Here is a 19,172-nt window from a genome sequence, read left to right as displayed (position 1 = left end):
GCCAATGTTCCAAGATTCCAGTTTACTGTACCTGAATCATTCATTCCTCCGTTGTCGGCTGAGACGAATGTGGTTCCTGCCGGAAGCATATCGCTTACCATCACATGAAGTGCGTCACTTGGGCCGTTATTGGATATAGTTATCGTGTAACTGATATTTTCACCCGCCAATACCGTAGCGCTTGTCGCTGTCTTGGTGATATTCAGGTCTGCTGCCGTCTCTACCGTTACATCCTCTGGATCGGATTCAATAGGTCCTCCTTCATTATTGGTACTTGAGGCTATCGCTGAATTTGAAATTATCGTTCCAGCAGTCAAATCAGGTAAAGTACTAAGTACTAATTCCAAAACTATCTCACCACCAACTTCCAAATTATCCAAATCCCAAGTGACTACCCCATTATCAAAAACACCTCCATTGCTTGCAGAAATAAAACCAGTACCGACTGGGATTTCATCTGTCACAACAAAGTTCTCGGCAAACATTAACCCTGAATTTGAAACAGTTATAGAATATGTGATGTTTTCTCCTGCAAGTACAGTTGGGCTAGAGGCTGTTTTTGTGATATTTAAAAACGATTCACAATTTTCCAATACGACAGTTACAGCCAATCTTTCTGAACTTTCACATCCAGAAACTTCATCTCTTTGACTAGCATAGTAAGTTTCCCCGTTTACTAGTGGTGTGTTTATAGGAAGAATATTTCCATTTTCAATCGCATCATACCAAACTATGTCATTTCCTACAACTTGAAGTTGAGCGATGGTTGGGTTGTCGGATACACAAAACTCCTGTACAGCCATGTCTGTGGTCGGAGGAACAATATCTCCCACAGAAACTGTCACTGCAGTTCTCTCCATACTTTCGCAACCATCCTCAATTGTTTGACTGGCATAATACGTTGCTCCATCAACTAAAGGCGTTGTTATTTCCAATAAATTACCATCTGTCGCAGCATCATACCATAAAATATTCTCTCCTTCAATATCAATAAAAGCTAAAGTAGGGTTATCTACTGCACAAAATGCTTGATCTGCATCTGCAACTGGAGGGTCTGTCGCGTCTATAATTATATGAAGTTCTCTCCTCTTTGAATCAACTTCACAACCATATCTCACTGATTGAACAAATACAACAACTTCAACAGGTCCTTTTATCAAAGCTATTTCTTCAGGAGTAATTTCTTCACTTCCATCTGCAGTAGTGTAGAATTTCACTTCTTCACAGTCCGAATCACTGATATCGATCAAATCACCCTCACAAATTTCCAATTTCCAGATTTCTTCATCTTCATCAAAAAACTCACCTGGAACTGGGCTATTGGTAATCAATTCAATTTCAAAAATCCTCAATTCTTCCAAAACACTTGCGAGACCACCATATAAAACCTGAATTCTATCAAATGGAACATCAGTTACCAATGACAGCATCCCTTCACTTCCTCCACCCAAAACTGTCAGAGACAGCAATGAAGATGAAATTGCGATTGGGTCGCCTATAGCTTCATTTCCCAAAAATCTTTGAATACTGAAACCTTCCAAGGCTGATAAATCCAAAAGTCCTGTTGGAATTCCAATTTTGACATTCAAACTGTCTCCAACAAAAGCAGGATAATTGTATGCGATTTCAAGTCGGGAAAAAATATTTACACCTACTGCATTTGAAAGAGTCGCAAAAGTATCAAAATCTCCATCAACTGCAAGTTCTGGATCAAATACACCAGTCAATCCACTGGCAACATCCAAGCCTCCTATCAATGACAAAAAGCCTGTCTGAATTTCGAATAAATTCGGTTCACAAACTGCTGCGGTGGTGCTTGTTTCATTAAAATATGCACCATAAACTCTGACGGTTTGGAGCGTATTCAAAAGTGGAAGTAAACCAACTTTTATAGCATCATAGGATATTGCCTGACCTGAAAAATTTGTAGGAGTATAGGTGAAGTTAAATTCATTGAAACCATTCAAAACAGAAACCAAGTTACCATCTGCCAATACCCTTGGTCCAACAGGTTCACCATTATCAAAGGCTTGCACATAAACACCAGCTGCCACTTGGGCAACTCCAGCAAGTTCTCTTCCAAGCTTAACTGTAACAGGATTACCAGCAGGCACCTGCACATTCCATTTAAGCATTTGGGAAGTTTCACCAGTCAATCCAAGAAGTGAAGTTCCAACAGTTTCTTCTAATAAAGAAAAAGTTGAAAGATCTCCGTCAACGGCATTAATAGGATTGGTGACGGTACCTAGTTGAATTCCCAACAAGGAACTTTCAGTAACCTCTTGACCATCGTTGGCAAATTGTGGGATAAACACCAATGGACAATCATCCAAATCAAGAACATTTACAACTATATCTACAAAATTCTCACAATTGTCACCCGTAGCGGAAGCCCTATATACAAACCTTCCTCCATTCGGGAAAGGCCCTGCCATGTCTGGTCCTGAAAAAGGAGCTCCTGACAGACCTTGATAACTAGTTGGTACCGCTGTATTATCTTCATTGAAAGCAAATGCTTCTGGCAATTGCAAACTTTCACCTACCATTACATTAAATACTTGTGATCCTTGAACAAAAACTTGTGGATTTGTATCAATATCAGCTGTAACGGCAACTCTTACAGATTCCTCTGGACAATCTGCCCTTGTAATACCTGCATAAAAAGTTGTTCTTCTACTTACATTTCCAACAAAATAATCATTGCCAGTAAATACACTTGTTCCTCCAATCGGCTGGGCGTACCAATTGACAATATCACCTGGCTGAGAAAGTACACTAAACGTAACCTCATCTGTATTGCATACCAACAAGTTGGCATCATCTTCATTTTCGAATGTTGGTCTTCCCGGAGTTTTTACAACATTATGAATTCTTATTGATTCTAAAACATCTAAGTTCAGAACTGTAGTCAACCTGATTTCAAATCTATCGAATTCACCCCCTGGCTGAATCGGTATATTTACTTGATTTCCATCTGATAATAGCCCCAATAAATCTAACTGAAGAATCCCAAGTAAATTTGTATTTAGATCACTCAACGTTTCGTTGAAAACTACATCAGAACCATTGTAGGCCACAAATCTGATATCACCCAAAAGATTGACATCCAAAAGAGAGGGGGTTCCACTGATAGTTACTTGGATTTCATCATTTGGAGCAGCATCACCCCCAAAATAAAAATACTGCGAGATTGTTCCACCAACACTCAACAGGCCAGGACTAATTGAAGAAAAAGTATTTAGGTTACCATCAATTGCATTTTCAGGATCGTTGACACCAGAACTACCCAATCCCAATAAATCAACATTTATACCTGTTGCATCGAAGGAAGTAAATTGGGCCTGACCACAAGGATCCTCCCCTTCTAAGGTGAATGCATTGTAAACATCAAGAGTAAATTCCTGAGATAAACCTATCAAAGAAATAGAATTATTGAATATTCTTATCCTATTATAGGATTGATTTGGCTTAACTGCCAAAAAGAATTCTCCATTTTGATTAGTTACCAGTCTGGCATTATCTGTATTAAACCCTCCTGCTTGAGAGCTGGTACGGGAAAGTACGATGGAATTTCCATTTCTAGCTTCTACCCTTATTTGTTGTCTTCCTAACAGTAAGGTACCTACAACATCCGCTAAAGCACCTCCCAAGCTTCCTCCAAGCAATGCACCAAGCAAATCAGAATCTCCATCAATCCTTATATAGGATGTGGTATTTGCTGCCAACATCTCTGAAAATTGAAGCTCTATCACTCCATCATAAGATCCCAGACCAAGTATAACACCCGGAGTAGCCAACAATCTTGCAAAACTCCCCGGAGTATCGTTGATTGCATTATTTGGGTTAAGAACTGTTGGTTGACCAACAGGTTTATTATTAGGACTAGTAAAAGTCACCTCGTCTGCAAGGGACTTTACGATCTGTGCATTCAGCGCATTTGAAAAAGCAAATACTGCAACAAAAAGAAATACATAGATTTTAAAATAGGGTATATTTTTAATCATATTAAAAGCGATTATTTTATGATACAGTATCAAAACTACCAAATGGGTGTAGAACAAAATATGGGCTGGGGTCTTTATGTAACCGTAAGGGATCTTTTTGTAACTTTATAAGTATTAAATTTTGCCTATATGATCATCGATCTTATGAAAAACACTCAAAAAACATATAGACATCTATATATCAGTGGTTTATTCGTTTTTCACAAAAAATTATTCTTGTAAATAGATTGCTAAAAGATGATCTTCAAAATCTTTACAAAAAAGTATAGCATAACGCAAATAATAGAACATCAGTAATAGACATAATTATTTTATATGATTATCCGCAATGACACCAGTAGGGAAATAAAGCAATTCGATCAAGCGGATAATCGTCGACTATTGACTGTCGACAGTTGACAGCATGATCTTGCCTGAATTCTAGGTGTGTACCTAATTAAATATGGATACTGGTGTGAAAGCGGATATACATATTATTTTAAATGCGTTAGTATCTATTCTATTAAAAGTAAGATTCCCATCATACAAAGAGAACAAAATCAACAAATCTAATGCACGCTTTACAACATTAATTTTGAATGATAGCGTGGCTTTTTCAATGCAGCTTTGATCTCCTTTTTGGAGCTTGTTAATTTAATAAACACATTTCAATTGTTTCATTTCAAAATTTTGAATGTAAACATTTGATTTTGATCAATTATTTGAAGAATATAAGCTCCTTTTGGTAAGTAAAAAAGATCTTCAACTACAAATTCCCTTCTTGAATCCCAATTATTTATTTTTTCGGATACAACTATTTTTCCATCAGCAGCGGTGATTTTAATAAGTACATCCGCTCCTAACTCAGCATTACTTAGGATGTGTAATTCACTCACAAAAGGGTTTGGAAAAACATTTATAACATTGTTATATTCTGCGATTTGAGATAGCTTCACCCTAAGTAAAGAAGAGTGGTATAAATGGTTCTGTTCAAAATCTTTATGGACTACCTTATAATAATTAACACTTTTAGGAAGAGAATCAATAAATTCATAACTGCTCCCTGTTGTAATGGGAAGCGTTGATATTGTATAAAAATTCAAATCCTCTTGGGCTCTAAGTAATTCAAAAAAACCATTCCCAACTTCAGAATTCCAAGAAATATGAACTTGGCTATTATTTTTGATTTGAGTCATGAAATTTGTAATTCCCTGAGGAAGAATAACAAAAACTGCTTCAAAATCAAAGGGTTTTACATCCAAACAACCTAATTCATTTGTGTAAGCCAAGAAAAACCTGTAAATATCAGGATCTCTAAAAATCCAATCATTAATGGTCAAAGCATTATTTTCATCTATTTTGTAAGTAGTCCCATCATAGTCTATCATTCCATCATAAATAGGGGTTGTCAATGCTTCATCTAAGTACCAAGAAAATTCACCTAATAAATTTGGATCATTGTAAACTGGACTTAACGTTATAGGATTTAATCCTTCATAATAGACAAAGTAATCGCCATCTCTTTTCGCTTCACCAGAAGGGTAAACATCAATCAATTCTTTATCAGGCACGTCAATCAAAGTTATAGAAATTGAAGATGCTTCAGTAGCATTAATGCATCCTTCTCTGTAGGTGTATAGCTCAATATGGTATTCTCCAGCCGGAAGATCGTTTGGTAAGCCAAAAGTTGCATCTTCACTTAGGATTTCATCTCCGATTTTCCATTCGTAGGAATCTCCTGAATAAATTACATCCTGCTGCAAAATCAAAGACTCTCCAACACAAAAAATATGACTATCTTCATCCACAATTTCAATATTTGCACTATGTTCAGTTTTAGAAATATCAAAAACTTGTAAACTTCCTAGTGCATTTAACAGCCCTGCTTCTAAGGATACTTCTATCCTATTGAAAGATCCAATTGTTGGGAAAGAAAGCTTATATACATCGGACTCACCCGGCAAGAGTGAAAGACTTAAAAAGCTTTCCAAAGAAATCATATTTTCGACTAAAGTATTATCCATAAAGGTCTTGATAGAAAACTGTTCAGTCAATAAAGAAAGATCTAATAATCCGGATGGATTTTTTAATACAACATGGATTGAATCTCCAGATCTGCTAGGATCATCAAAAAGTGCCGTCAAATGGGTTTTGTTTCCTACTGATAAAGCAGACAAAAGCTCTGCATATGTACTCAAATCTCCATCAAATGCCCGCTGAGGGTTAATTACAGGGTTCAACCCGCCCAGCAAGCCAGATGTACTTCCATAAAGATAATCCTTGACTGACTCACATACAGACAATTCATCAGATAAGTAGTATACGTCGAAAACATCGAAGCTTAGGCCTAAAGAAAGAAGTCCTGTCAGCCTAATCTCAATCCTATCATAGCTTACTGGAACTCCACTTGCATTCACAGGTGTAAAAATCACCTCAGAGATTTCTCGACCTGATAGCAAGCCTACGAGTGAACCCAAGTTAATAGATGTACTAACTACAGTCCCTCCAAGAAATGCTCTTATAGTGACACTTGAAGCTAAATCCAATAACCCTGGGGATTTTCCAACTTTTATTCTTACGGGAGTTCCTGCGACCACTGTATGATCAAAAATTGGAGCAATCCATACAGAATTTCCAAGCCCAAGACTCACATTTAAAGTTGCATATAAATTAGGATCAGAGTCGTGGGCTCTGGGCAAATTAGATACAGATCCGGCCAAAAAAGAGCTTCTTCCCCACGCTATATTTTCAGCATACACTCTTGCATTTTGGGCAAGAATTTCTCTCTGTGAAGCACATAGTGTTACAAAAATCAAGAACGTTAGATAATATTTGGAATCAATTATTTTCACAATCATCGAAGTTTGAAAAAGATCAAGCACTCGATGTCATAAATCTGCAAAATCAAACGCTTTCTACGAAGATCCTGATTTTGATCAATTAATTTTTAACAGTAAAAAACTAGAGGATTAAATCAAAACAAAAAACAAATTAATAGCCATAAAAAACAAATTAAATTGTTTAAAATAAAAATAAACAAAATTATATTTTTTTAATATAACATTTTTAGACTTTACGATAACGAAAAAACTGCTAAAGATGACAAATTTGGTAACTTAGAAGACCATTGTAACCAAAGTGCCCTCATTTTGAATCGAACTGATCATTATTTCTCCATTATTTAATAAAACAAATTTCTCTACTGTAACCAACCCAAGACCAAAACCTTCAGTATTTTGTACATTATAGGCTCTAAAAAATGGTTTAAATACATTATCAATCTCAGATTTTGGAATTCCTACTCCATGATCTTTTGTAACAAGGAAAAGTGTTTTTTGTTTACAAGTAGCTGTAAAAAAAACGGGTAAGTTTTTTCCGTATTTTAATGCATTGTCCAAAATATTCTCGATAGCCCTTTGCATTAAAACCCTATCCCACTTGATAGTGAAATCTTCTGGGATATTAGTATTATAAATCAAAGTGTTCCTAAATCTTGACTTATCTATAATTTCTTCTAAAAATTGTTTCACATTTACATCTATCAGATTGACAGGGAACTGGCCTTGATCTAACTTCTCAGATTCTAAAACCTTACCGACTAATTCATCAAGGTTTTGAACTTCATTCTCAATTTTTAAAAACTTATCCAATGTTATTTTTCTAGACTTCTGAGCATCCACATTGTTTTTTAAATAAAATTTACCCACATCAATACTCGATTTGATAATAGCCAGAGGAGTTTTAAACTCATGGGAAACAAGTGATATGAATTGAGATTTGAAGATATTGACCTCTTTTTCCTTTTTAAGCGCCTCCCTTAACTTTATTTCATGTTTAATCCTCGTTGTCGTATCTCTCCCAATAACAAAAATTTTATTTATTTCACCTTCATTGTTCATCAATAAATCTAAAGAAACATCTATCCATTTGTCCCCTAACTCCGATTTTAACATTTGTAAGCTTTGAAAATGAGATTTACCAACTTTAAACTTAGGCTGAAAAGTGTCTTCTACAAGCTTAAGAACCAATGAAAAAGTATCCTTGCCAAAAATTTTTTTTACAGAAGGTGACATATACTCAATAGATCGATCACCAGTCAAGATTAATACAATATCACTTGTTTTTTCAAGAATATTAGAAAACAAAAACTCTTTTTCTTCCTTCTGTTTTAAAATATTCTCTTTTTCATTTTTCTCCTGAATAGCTTGTACAATAACATTATAAAAAGAAATCAAGGGAGTCAACCTTTGAACTAAATCTTGCCCAAAACCATTTTTTCTATTTGCTAAACCTACCATTGCAATTGTTTGATCATCCTTGATTATCGGAATACCTAAAAAATTAAACAAGAAAGGATGTCCTGAAGGGCGGTTTATTTGTCCAAAAAGCGTTGATTCATTTATTATAATGACCTTTTTCCCCTTGATGCATTTATCAATAAAGTTGCCTGGATGGTCGAACAGAAAATTATTGGAACGATACTTCTCAAACAACTTTGAAGATTCAACAGAAATATTTGAAATTTCAGAGACTGCATCTAATTTGAGAAGAGGTTTCTCAGAATACCGACTTGTAATCTGTCCGATAAAGCCCAATTCCGCACCTGATGTTTTTAAAATAAACTCAAGTAACTTCTTGAGAGTTACTTCATCTTGTTCATTTATGAAGAAATCATTTTGGATTTGAACAAGTCCGCTTAATATTTCATTGCTTTTTTTAAGTTCATATTCAGCTCTCTTGATTAATTCAATGGGAAGTATATTAACCGATATACATTTTTTACTTTCAATTTCTATTTTTGAGAATTCAAGATCAAACCAATTTGGACTGTTTTCGCCAAGCAACATTTTTGCACGTAACTTAAATTCCCTTTCTGAACCTGAAAGCCATGCCTTCACACTCTCAAATTCCTCAAGACTATTAAAAAACATTTCCAATGGGAAATCATTGGTCATTTTTGAATAAGGAAAAGGGACCATTTCCAACAAACAGCCATTGGCTATCAATACATCTTGCAATTTATCATCGAAAACCACATAAGGATTTGTGATATTCTCAATAACTTCCAATATAGATGTATTTCTATATGCCAACTTTCTCCTACCAATTTTGAGAACAAGATAACCCTTGATCTGATTATTAACCCTATCAATCCAAAAAATGTCATTGACCTCCAGCTTTTCATTGTCTATCAAAACAAAGCATGCGTTTTTTACATCATCCCTTAAGCTTAATTGTGCCTTCTTTGAAGAAAACACATTTCCCTCTACTGTCAAAAGCTTACTTTCAAATACGCTTATGTTTGAAATAATGTCCAAAATTTCTTCACCAAAACTAAAAATCAGCCTCTGACTATACCCGATCAACTGGCCTGAATCATAATCAAAAACATAATCCTCATTTTTAAGTGAACTTGTTATTCCTTCTTCCATATTACTTTTTCGTATAAAAACTGAAAATAATGAAAATCATTTGAAATTTAATATTTACTATATTCAAGTGAAGTAAAAATAGTTTAACATTGTTAGAATTGGTATCTCTGGCACTAGGATGCAAAAATTTCACCTCAGAATTTAATTGAGCCGCGTAGTTTTTGCATTCTTCAAATCGAGTAGGAAGAGAGGGATTACTTCCCTATCTGTCCTCTCACACCACCGTACGTACCGTTCGGTATACGGCGGTTCTTTAAGTTTTGATTTTAACCTTTTGGTAGTAGTCTGACAAGAATACATACCCTGCCTGCCTAAGTCTATCTAAGGTAATTGTGGTAGCAAGAATAAAACTATTGGCAATGTGCCAATAGTTTTATTCTTGTGTTCGCCCACTCCCAAGCTTTGGATTTATTGACCCCAAGCTTGACTAGATTTAAAGGAATTTGACTTTGGATATGTACGCAACTAGGCTTTTGTCTCTGTTCACTTTCAATAACAGCTTATCCTCTATGAAACGGACAATAGAACCCACTACACGCTCCGCACTTCGCTTGCTCCTACACAAGATGACCATGTCATCTGCATAACGGACAAACTTATGACCTCTGCGCTCTAATTCCTTATCCAGTTCATTAAGCAAGATGTTTCTCTAGAGCGGGCTCAGTGGCCACCCTGTGGAATGCCAATTTCACTAGGCTCCAAGTTACCACCTACCTGCACTCCGGCATTGAGGTATTGGTGTATCAAGGATACTTACTACCCGGCCGTCTTTAATAGTGCGTGAGAGTACTTCTATCAGTTTGCTATGGTTTACCTTGTCGAAGAACTTCTCCAAGTCCAAGTCAACTGAATAACTATATCCTCACGTGATGTAATCTCTACACTTCTTGAGTGCTTGATGGGCGCTGCGATTTGGTCTGAACCCATAGCTATGGTCGCTAAACTGTGGCTCCTATAAAACTGTGAGTATTTGGGAAATGGCTTGTTGAACTACCCTATCTACTACAGCGGGTATACCTAATTGCCGTTTCTGACCGTTGTCCTTGGGTATCTCTACACTGCGAACTGGAGTGGGGCTGTATTTACCCCGCAATATGGATGTTATGAGCTCATCTTTATGAGTAACAAGATAATCCTTAAGAGATTCGACTTCCATCTTGTCAACACCTCCAGAATCTTTGTTGCGCTTAACTTGTAAGTAAGCCGCGTTTAGGTTTGATGGTGAAAGGATGTATTCTAACATGCCATAACCTAATTGATTAAAGTCCGTAACCTTGTTTTCAGTTATCCACATGAAAGTCTGCCCTCCCACAATACCTTCGGATGCCGTCCTATTCTTTTGTGGCCAGGTCTTTTCTTCAAAGATGTTCTGCTCTCTTCCTTTCATGCGGTAACATTCATTCAGTTCTCACTCCTTAAAGTTCAACCCTTCCCAAACATAGTCATTGTCTGGTACTGTGGCTTCGGCTGACTTCCCATGGCGAGCTTTACTCCGTATTTCTTACTCCGTATCCATACTTCCATGAGACCTCCCGTGGTAAGACAACTCACTTTCACTCCATGTACCCGCCTCATTTACATTCCAACGTCCGTGTAATCTTTGGATTTTGACTTGTTTTGTTGTCTTGTCCCATTCCCATTGGATATGCCTGATGAGATTCGTGTTCCTCAGGGCAGAGTTTTGCCGCCAGCTTCCTTCAGATTCCAATTCGCAGTGGACATCCTTGCTCTTGGCTAGTGGTTGGCGATTACAAACCCCCACAGTGGACTTTCATCACCTAGTTAGTTACCATGCACGGCACACAAAAAAATGCCGACTTCTCTCAAAGTCGGCATCATTGAAACACTTTTGTAAATTTAGAATCCTAAACCTACTGCCATCGCCGTAGCATTGATATTAAAATCTGAAATTTTTGTAGCTGCTCCAGTCGAAAGGTTAATAGAATAAACCCCAGTAGATGAGCCTACTTCCAATAGAGCAAAGGCCATATTAGAATCCCCACCGATGTCAAATCCATTGTCAGAAGTGAAATCAACTCCTAAGCTACCGATTGCTACCAAGCCACCATCGTTTGGAGGATCTTGTCTGTAAAGCATATTTGTTTCACTATCCAAAACAAAAAGGACAGTTGTCGTAGCATTTGCTACATTATTGGTATAAGCTGCACCATTAACCATTGGAGAACCTGGATTCAAATTACCATCTACTGCTACTACAGTTCCCAAGTCTGGATGTAACCTTAGATTTTGACCTGTATTACTTACCAATCTTATTCTATCAACAGTAGGATTAAAGTCAAATCCAAAGCTAGTTCCCATCAATAATGGTGTCAATGCTGTACCAACAGTCGCCAATTGACCGTTAGCAGTATTAACAGTCATGATTCTGCTAGCACTAGTGATTGCATACAACTGACCATTTGCAGGTCTAAAATCCAATCCTACAACAGTTTCTCCAGTCATTAATCCGCTAAAAGCAACTGCATTCATTTGTGGACTTGTAGGATCAAATCTGTAAAGCATATTATCCTCAGATGCAGCATAAGCTACAGGGTTAGTTTTGAAAGCCAAACCTATAACAGGCAAATTAAATGTCCCAACCCATTCTGCTCTCCCATTAGAAAGATTGATAGTGTAAAGTTTTGATTCATTTTCATGTCTTGTTACCGCCAAAGCTGTAGAGTTGTCAGCTATGATATCAAAATTACCCATACCCATAAAATCAACTCCCAAATCACCAATTTCCTCTAATCCACCATCATTCGGAGGATTTTGTAAATATAATTTGTTCTGTGAAAAATCGATATCAAACAATTGTGTAGAGCTTGCACCCGCCATACTATTTGTATATGCTACAGCTCCAATCATCGGATTCATGCCTCCGTTGATATCACCATCTGTAGCTACTACAGTACCCAATTCAGGATGTAACCTAAGGTTTTGTCCAGAAGCCGTTACCAATCTGATCCTGTCCACGGTTGGGTTAAAATCGATTGAAGCATTTTCTCCCATGATAGCAGGTGAAAAGGAAGATTCTCCCAATACAGTAGCATCTCCTGTATTTTCATTGATCACATACAGTCTGCTGGAAGAACCCAAAGCATAAAGCTGACCTGTAGCTGGTCTATAATCTATACTGATCAAGTTTTCACCACTTTCCAATCCATTTACACTCATCACATCCATAGGTGAATTCAATTCTCTCGCATCATACTTTGCAATTCTGTTATCAGAAATCAAAGCTGTGAATTCTACTTCAGGAGCCATTCCAGGTCCATCCATATCCGGCATTCTTTCATCGTCATTACAGCTAAAAATCACTGTAGTCATTGTCAAAATAGAGAGAACCCTTAGTCCTCTTGTAAAATTAAATTTTCGCATAATAGTTTTTGTTTGTTGGTTTATGAAAAAGACTTACGCAATCACTTTATTAATTGGATTACCTCGCAGAAAAAAATATTCAAACGATCATTCAATCGTTGTGAAAAATCACATGCAATGCTCAAATCATTGCATTATTCTTCTATTGTATGGTAAGTAATTGTTTTTTGTTTTTGTATAATTTGTATATCCGTTTTCATACCAGTAGAATCTAAATAATTGAATTAACTTGTGATTTCTAACCAATATCAATACATGTCCAATATCTATTAGTATCAGTTTGCCAAAAAACAATCGTTTAATTGATTAGTGGCATGATTGCGGATAATCATATTGTATAATTTGTATGCAAGACCTGTCAAGTTTTACTCTTTCAAGTACATTACTTGCCAATTAATATCCATGGAGTGCACTAATCGAAAACCTTACAGGTCTTTTCAATGCGACATTCATAGTTGGATATAAAAAAGTGGAAATGATTAACACATCCTGTTTTGTTGATTTGACACAGCTCAATAACCATTTTAAAAAAGTAACTTTGTGAACTTTATAAACAGGTTAAACTGTTTGATAATATTGAAATCCTCATGGACCTTGAATCCATGAAAATTGAATAAAAATGAATACAAGGAAAAGAGTAGTAGTCGGTCTTTCCGGCGGAGTGGATAGTTCTGTGGCGGCATATCTATTGAAAGAACAAGGGTATGAAGTCATTGGGATGTTTATGAAAAACTGGCACGACGAATCCGTCACCATTTCCAATGAATGTCCGTGGATGGAAGACAGCACAGATGCCATGCTAGTGGCAGAAAAACTTGGAATCCCCTTCCAAGCAATAGATCTAAGCGAAGAATATCGGGAAAGAATTGTAGATTATATGTTTGCCGAATACAAAGCTGGCAGAACACCTAATCCAGATATCCTTTGTAATAGGGAAATTAAATTTGACATCTTTTTGAAAGCAGCACAAAAACTAAAAGCGGATTTTGTCGCTACAGGGCATTATTGCCAAAAAGGAGAAATAGCAGTAGAAGGGCAGCCAGTCTATCAGTTGCTCGCAGGTGCCGACCCAAACAAAGACCAAAGCTATTTTCTTTGCCAACTGAGTCAAGAACAATTGGCAAAAGCTCTTTTCCCGATCGGCCATCTTCAAAAGCCTGATGTAAGGAAAATCGCCAAAGAACAAGATCTGATTACGGCAGACAAAAAAGATAGTCAAGGGCTGTGTTTCATAGGAAAAGTTAGGCTTCCAGATTTTCTCCAGCAACAACTAAAGCCTAAAAAAGGTGATATATTGGTAATTCCAGAGGATCTTCCCTTTTATGAAAAAAAGAAAATCCCTGCGGGAATTCCTGTAGAAGATTTCGATATGGAAACATTGAATGCTATCTGTCTTCCTGAAAATTACACTACTGAGCAAGGAACAAAGCTTGGAGAGCATCATGGTGCACATTATTTTACAGTAGGACAAAGGAAAGGACTTCAAGTTGGAGGGACTGGCAAGCCGCTTTTTGTCATTGCTACAGATACTAAGGAAAATGTAATCTACACAGGACTGGGAGAAACACATCCTGGCTTGCTTCGAAATGGTTTGTTTGTCCAATCGAAGGAAATCCATTGGATCCGAGAAGACTTGAAGTTGAAAGTAGGCGAATCGGCAAAATATATGGCCAGGATCCGATACAGGCAACCATTGAGTCCAGCGACATTGCTGATGAAAGAAAATGGACTGTATGTGATATTTGATGTTCCACAAAAAGGTGTCGCTTCAGGTCAATTTGTAGCTTGGTATCAAGGTGAGGAAAGTATAGGTTCAGGCACAATATCTTAATCAATGCTGCTAGAAATCCTTTTTGAAGACGATCATTTCATCGCCATCAATAAGCCAACAGGCCTATTGGTCCACAAGACAAAACTGGCAAAAGACGAAATCCCTGTGTTTGCCATGCAACTACTCAGGGATCAAATCGGACAGTGGGTCTATCCATTACATAGAATCGATAGACCTACTTCCGGAGTCTTGCTATTTTCCAAGTCACCAGAGGCTGCAGCTTTGTTGCAACCCCTTTTCCCCACTTCAGAAATCGAAAAACACTATTTGACTGTGGTGAGGGGAATTCCAGCGGAAGAAAACTGGATCATCGAGCATCCACTAAAAAAAGACCTAGATGGGGAATTGCAAGAATGCAAGACAGAATTCTGGAAATTGGCAGAAACAGAGATCCCCTACTCTTCCACCCCGCGCTATCCAACTAGCCGCTACTCACTACTGCAAGCCTATCCCCATACGGGAAGGATGCATCAGATCAGAAGACATCTGGCACATGCGCGGCACTATATCATAGGAGACAGTACACATGGAGAAACTCGACAAAACAGGTTTTTCAGGGAAAACCTCGACTCTCACAAACTCCTACTCCATGCTTGGAAACTTAATTTCAAACATCCAATCAGTCAGGAATTGATTGAAATCAAAGCACCACTTCCAGAGTATTTTGTTGAAACATTAGGGAAGTTAGGAATCGATTTCAGTTGAAATCACAGAGGATCAAGTCATTGTTTCATCTTTCAACTTAGAATCCTTTTAATACAGCAAATCAAGAATTATCATTTAAGTCAAGTTTTAGGTTATTCTAAGACAATTTTGGGAATTTTTATTGAAATTTAATATCGGATAATTTTTCTTAAATTTATATATTGAATAAAAAGTCAAAAAATGGAAAAAGATGTGATCCTAAGAGTTAATTTCGACTCATTAAAAAAATCCATAATAGCTCTTTCTTCTTCAGAAAAGAAAGAATTACTCATGTTGCTTGAAGAAAATCTTTTCGAGTCCGAATTAAATGAACCTATGGGCGAATATTTGCTTTCTGAAAGTTCGTTGAAAAAAGACTGGGATAAAAAAGAAGAAGATGAAGCATGGAAGGATTTATAAAAGGTGATATCGTAGTAATTCCATTTCCGTTCAGCGACCTTTCCAATACAAAACGACGCCCGGCGTTAGTTCTGGCAAGTACTACACAAAATGATTTAATACTTTGCCAAATCACATCTCAATTCAATTTTGACACTTTTTCAGTTGAAATCACAGAGGATCAAGTCATTGGAGGAATACTTGCAAAAAAAAGTTACATTAGGCCGAACAAATTATTTACTGCTGATCAAAAATTAATTTTATATAAAATAGCTTCAGTTGATAAATCAACCCAAAAACAAGTAGTGGATAAAGTCATTAAACTAATATCAAATTGAATGATTTTCCATTCTATTTAATTAGCAATTTTAGAATGTTATCTTTTTCAAAAGTTAATGAGAACAACTCCAAAATAAGATGAAACCACTTAAGAATTCCTATTAAGTTCCCTCTCAATCGTACTCAAGTAAATCTTATCCATGGGATTTTGATAGACATCATGCATTTTTAAGTTGTTTTAAAAAATCAACTCCAATACTTTCGCGAGACATAATTTCACTTCAGCCATGTCATCTTCGTTTAAGACTCCAATTTTTAGTTTCCTCTTCATAAAAAGCATTGACTTCTGATTGGGCAGCTTGCCTTTCCATTTCTATGTAAATGGCCGTTTTGTTTTTTCTGGCTTCTTCCATCTTGGCCTGAAACAGGGATTTCTTTGCAGGCTTGATGATGATTCCATCACTGTGATCCTCAATAATCACCTCAGAGAGATCATATTTATCAATCAAGGATTTAGGTAAAATAATCCCACTACTATTTCCAATTTTTCTGATTTTGGTTTCCATGCTTAAAGTTAAAAATATCTAAAATGATTAAACGCTTCTTTGCCAGTAGCTTTAATTTCAAGGTTGATTGCTTGCTTATGTTCAATATCTACGAATATCTAATATCAATTAATATCGGATCTAAGCTAAATCAAGCTTTTTTTTTAGTTAGTGGCAAAGTTCCGTACATCCATAATATCTAATGCGAATTTATCATTTCAACCTTCTTATAATAAGAGAAAAACCTAAACCCTTTTTCAAATTTATCATTTAAAACATGTTAAATAAAACAATATATTTTTGAAGGAAATCCGAACACTTGAAACCATGCAAAACCCAAATATAAAGACCAAGATGTTTGAAGGGATTGGACACTTTTTCAAAGAAGACCCTGTAAAAATCATGGAGGCATATGATATAAACGAAGAACCAAAAAAATTCATCACAAACTGGGTAAAGGATTTGGTACTTTGATCGTTAAAAAAGCAAATCATATCCTGATACTTTCCTCAACTTTTTATCTAAAGTCCAAACTTGGAGATCATTTTTTTTAGCTGCTTTCAAGATCACTGCATCTATCAATCCCACGCCATCATTGATGTAATTATTTTTTTGTGACATCAATCCCGACTCAATAATCAAGTAAGGTTCATCCAGAGTAGGAACTAGCGAAGCATAAGCCAAAATCGTATCAATTTCTCTATTTCCTTTTGCCCCTTGAAGTAATTCAGCAAAAATCAGTTCCAGCCCAAAGACTCTGTCATTTTCCAAAAGTTCTTGACAAGTGTCAAAGAATTTTGGATTACCTTTCAAAAATTCAATCCAGATTGAAGTATCAAATACAACTCCTTTCATTTTCGGTTTAAATCACGTAATTCCTGAGAAGAATATTTGAATTCCAAAGGCTCATTAAAAACCATAGTCCCAAGCTCTTTTAGTTTTTGAGATCTAATATAAGTTATCAAAGCTATTTTCAAAGTATCTGTGACCGTACCTGACTTAGAAAGCTCCATAGCTTCAGCTATCAAATCATCAGGAATTATTGCTGTAACTTTCATAATATTAATTTTTTACAAAAATACGATGTTTCATCGTATAAAGAAATAAAGAGATAAATTAATGAAGGTGAAATCTTGACCGAAGAAGAAGCAAATTCAGAAATCGACTCATTGTTAAACGGGTAATTTGGTCAAAAAAAGCCCAAGCCAAAAGGCTTGAAATATTGGAATACTGGAAAAACAGAACAAAGTCTATCCTAGTTTTTAATAAAACTACTCTTTCATTCCTAGAAAGCTTCTAAAAAACTGGCAAAACTAAACACTTCAAATCCCATCAAATCTTCCTGATTATCTGAATTATCAGGGTTATTAGTCGAAAGATAAAGTCCTTTCTGCCCAACAAAAGCATTCATGGGAAGATATTTCCCTCCTTCAAAATAAGTCTCTCCCAAAATATTCAAATCTCCGTCAAAAACCATCACCACAAACGGCCCTGGATTACTCCTCAACGCCCTTACCTCTTCCTCTGATTCCACTTCCAAATCCGGAAAAGCAAATCGATAAAAAACATCCTTGAATGGATCATAAATCAAGTTATCGTATCGAGAAGAAGCAAAACTGTACTTCTGTGATTCAATGGGAACTCCTTCTTTCGGCAACAAAGGTAATCTTTCATTCAAAAATTCACTTCTTCCATCTACAGCTTTCAAAGGAGTATCAAAATCATCCGCCCAATACAAATTATGATCCCCGAAAAAGGAGTAAACGACCTTACTTTTGCCTTGAGCTCTGCTATTTTCAAATCTCCTAAGCCCATTTTCCAAATATCCCTTTGGGTATCGATGGGGTAATAAATCAAGCTCCAATGATCCCATATCCAACTTAAAACCTAAACTTGAAGTGGATAAAAGTTCATCTGTCATTTCAAGGTAATTACTCACTACTGCCGGCCTAGTCTTAAAAAATATCTCCTTGCCTCGGATTATTGGTGGTGTCACATAGCTTACATTGTGGACAAATGCATTTGTATGATTTTTTGGAACTTCATATCTGAATCTTTCTTTGATACTCCCTGCTGTGTCAACAAGGACAAAGGAATCCCCATGTTGTGTAAAGAGAAAAATACTGTCAAGCGTATGAATATGAAAACCCATCAATCCACCGATTCCCTGATCTCCTTCTTTTTCAAAAACCATAGTTTTTACCAAATTCCCATGCGGTAACTCATACATTTGAAGAGAATTTGTATTCCAATTGATATTAAAAACCCACTCCTGATCTCCATCAGCAAAGTACTGCAAACCCATGCTGAAATTTGGGGTAGTTTCATCGATCTTTAATGCAATATTATCTATTGATTCTAATCCGTAGTTTTTGTTTTCTTCAACATTTTGCTGACCACAGGCACAAAAAAACAATAAAGAAATCAATATTAAAGAATTCACATTTTTCATTTTCAAAACATTAGTTCATTTCAAACCTAAGATATTAATTTAAAAAATCAAACTCCTAAGGACATTGAAACCAAAAGTTAAAAACTAACTGCTGAAATATTTCAATCCTATTTCCATTTTAACTTGCGAACTTGTCTATCTTGGATAGAGCATATTTCGAATAATATCTATCAATATCGCTAAGTT

General features: G+C 36.2%; 16 protein-coding genes. 5 read left to right on the top strand and 11 right to left on the bottom strand.

Annotation, left to right across the window (positions count from 1 at the left end):
- The 7 genes from MM213_RS16050 to MM213_RS16020 form a co-directional block, all read right to left on the bottom strand.
- The coding region (locus tag MM213_RS16050; protein WP_241413878.1) for an Ig-like domain-containing protein at positions 1-4,004 on the bottom strand (4,004 nt) is incomplete at its 3' end.
- A gap of 656 nt (positions 4,005-4,660) precedes the next feature.
- Positions 4,661-6,835: a T9SS type A sorting domain-containing protein gene (locus MM213_RS20995; RefSeq protein ID WP_241413877.1), complete on the bottom strand. Its 2,175-nt coding sequence runs from the start codon at positions 6,833-6,835 to the stop codon at positions 4,661-4,663.
- A gap of 264 nt (positions 6,836-7,099) precedes the next feature.
- Positions 7,100-8,938 carry a sensor histidine kinase gene (locus MM213_RS16040; RefSeq protein WP_241413876.1) on the bottom strand — a complete coding sequence of 613 codons (1,839 nt, stop codon included), beginning with the start codon at positions 8,936-8,938 and terminating at the stop codon, positions 7,100-7,102.
- Positions 8,939-9,848: 910 nt separating this feature from the next.
- Positions 9,849-10,055 (bottom strand): reverse transcriptase domain-containing protein, encoded by a 207-nt coding sequence (locus tag MM213_RS16035; RefSeq protein ID WP_241413875.1) that lies wholly within the window; start codon positions 10,053-10,055, stop codon positions 9,849-9,851.
- 312 nt (positions 10,056-10,367) lie between these two features.
- A complete protein-coding gene (locus MM213_RS16030; protein ID WP_241413874.1) occupies positions 10,368-10,802 on the bottom strand; it encodes a reverse transcriptase family protein in 435 nt (144 codons plus the stop codon).
- Between the two features lie 114 nt (positions 10,803-10,916).
- Positions 10,917-11,177 carry a hypothetical protein gene (locus MM213_RS16025; protein ID WP_241413872.1) on the bottom strand — a complete coding sequence of 87 codons (261 nt, stop codon included), beginning with the start codon at positions 11,175-11,177 and terminating at the stop codon, positions 10,917-10,919.
- Positions 11,178-11,272: 95 nt separating this feature from the next.
- Positions 11,273-12,796 carry a DUF4394 domain-containing protein gene (locus MM213_RS16020; protein ID WP_241413871.1) on the bottom strand — a complete coding sequence of 508 codons (1,524 nt, stop codon included), beginning with the start codon at positions 12,794-12,796 and terminating at the stop codon, positions 11,273-11,275.
- A 619-nt stretch (positions 12,797-13,415) separates the two neighbouring features.
- Between MM213_RS16020 and mnmA the strand changes: the two genes are divergently transcribed.
- From mnmA to MM213_RS16000, 4 genes are all read left to right on the top strand, one after another.
- On the top strand, positions 13,416-14,627 hold the full coding sequence (gene mnmA / locus MM213_RS16015; protein WP_241413869.1) for a tRNA 2-thiouridine(34) synthase MnmA: 1,212 nt from the start codon (positions 13,416-13,418) through the stop codon (positions 14,625-14,627).
- Positions 14,628-14,630: 3 nt separating this feature from the next.
- Entirely contained in the window at positions 14,631-15,332 is a 702-nt protein-coding gene (locus MM213_RS16010) for a pseudouridine synthase (protein ID WP_241413867.1), read from the top strand.
- A gap of 180 nt (positions 15,333-15,512) precedes the next feature.
- A complete protein-coding gene (locus MM213_RS16005) occupies positions 15,513-15,731 on the top strand; it encodes a hypothetical protein (protein WP_241413865.1) in 219 nt (72 codons plus the stop codon).
- Positions 15,716-16,048 (top strand): type II toxin-antitoxin system PemK/MazF family toxin, encoded by a 333-nt coding sequence (locus tag MM213_RS16000; RefSeq protein WP_241413863.1) that lies wholly within the window; start codon positions 15,716-15,718, stop codon positions 16,046-16,048. Before MM213_RS16005 ends, MM213_RS16000 begins: the two co-directional genes overlap by 16 nt.
- Positions 16,049-16,279: 231 nt before the next feature.
- Here the strand turns inward: MM213_RS16000 and MM213_RS15995 are convergent, their stop codons facing one another.
- The gene (locus MM213_RS15995) at positions 16,280-16,555 is read right to left on the bottom strand and encodes an AbrB/MazE/SpoVT family DNA-binding domain-containing protein (protein ID WP_241413862.1); all 276 of its coding nucleotides are present in this window, start codon (positions 16,553-16,555) and stop codon (positions 16,280-16,282) included.
- A 279-nt stretch (positions 16,556-16,834) separates the two neighbouring features.
- On the opposite strand from MM213_RS15995, the gene MM213_RS15990 reads away from it, so the two are divergent.
- Positions 16,835-17,008 (top strand): hypothetical protein, encoded by a 174-nt coding sequence (locus MM213_RS15990; RefSeq protein ID WP_241413860.1) that lies wholly within the window; start codon positions 16,835-16,837, stop codon positions 17,006-17,008.
- A gap of 3 nt (positions 17,009-17,011) precedes the next feature.
- Here MM213_RS15990 and MM213_RS15985 read toward each other — a convergent pair whose 3' ends face one another.
- The 3 genes from MM213_RS15985 to MM213_RS15975 form a co-directional block, all read right to left on the bottom strand.
- Positions 17,012-17,389, bottom strand: coding sequence for a PIN domain-containing protein (locus MM213_RS15985; RefSeq protein ID WP_241413858.1), 378 nt, complete (start codon positions 17,387-17,389; stop codon positions 17,012-17,014).
- Entirely contained in the window at positions 17,386-17,592 is a 207-nt protein-coding gene (locus MM213_RS15980; protein ID WP_241273180.1) for a type II toxin-antitoxin system VapB family antitoxin, read from the bottom strand. Before MM213_RS15980 ends, MM213_RS15985 begins: the two co-directional genes overlap by 4 nt.
- 227 nt (positions 17,593-17,819) lie before the next feature.
- Complete coding sequence (locus MM213_RS15975) at positions 17,820-18,977, bottom strand: DUF4221 family protein (RefSeq protein WP_241413856.1); 1,158 nt, start codon at positions 18,975-18,977, stop codon at positions 17,820-17,822.
- Positions 18,978-19,172 lie beyond the last annotated feature (195 nt).

This window comes from Belliella alkalica (genome assembly GCF_022549785.1).
GTDB lineage: Bacteria > Bacteroidota > Bacteroidia > Cytophagales > Cyclobacteriaceae > Belliella > Belliella alkalica.
Note: the sequence above shows the minus strand (reverse complement) of the source record. Positions and strands in the feature narration are given on the sequence as shown.

Bases quoted from the DNA above. Each gene is read 5' to 3' on its own strand.
- MM213_RS16040 (WP_241413876.1), bottom strand. From the start codon at position 8,938: ATGACCAATGATTTCCCATTGGAAATGTTTTTTAATAGTCTTGAGGAA.
- MM213_RS16030 (WP_241413874.1), bottom strand. From the start codon at position 10,802: ATGAAAGGAAGAGAGCAGAACATCTTTGAAGAAAAGACCTGGCCACAA.
- MM213_RS16020 (WP_241413871.1), bottom strand. From the start codon at position 12,796: ATGCGAAAATTTAATTTTACAAGAGGACTAAGGGTTCTCTCTATTTTG.
- mnmA (WP_241413869.1), top strand. From the start codon at position 13,416: ATGAATACAAGGAAAAGAGTAGTAGTCGGTCTTTCCGGCGGAGTGGAT.
- MM213_RS16010 (WP_241413867.1), top strand. From the start codon at position 14,631: ATGCTGCTAGAAATCCTTTTTGAAGACGATCATTTCATCGCCATCAAT.
- MM213_RS16005 (WP_241413865.1), top strand. From the start codon at position 15,513: ATGGAAAAAGATGTGATCCTAAGAGTTAATTTCGACTCATTAAAAAAA.
- MM213_RS16000 (WP_241413863.1), top strand. From the start codon at position 15,716: ATGGAAGGATTTATAAAAGGTGATATCGTAGTAATTCCATTTCCGTTC.
- MM213_RS15995 (WP_241413862.1), bottom strand. From the start codon at position 16,555: ATGGAAACCAAAATCAGAAAAATTGGAAATAGTAGTGGGATTATTTTA.
- MM213_RS15985 (WP_241413858.1), bottom strand. From the start codon at position 17,389: ATGAAAGGAGTTGTATTTGATACTTCAATCTGGATTGAATTTTTGAAA.
- MM213_RS15980 (WP_241273180.1), bottom strand. From the start codon at position 17,592: ATGAAAGTTACAGCAATAATTCCTGATGATTTGATAGCTGAAGCTATG.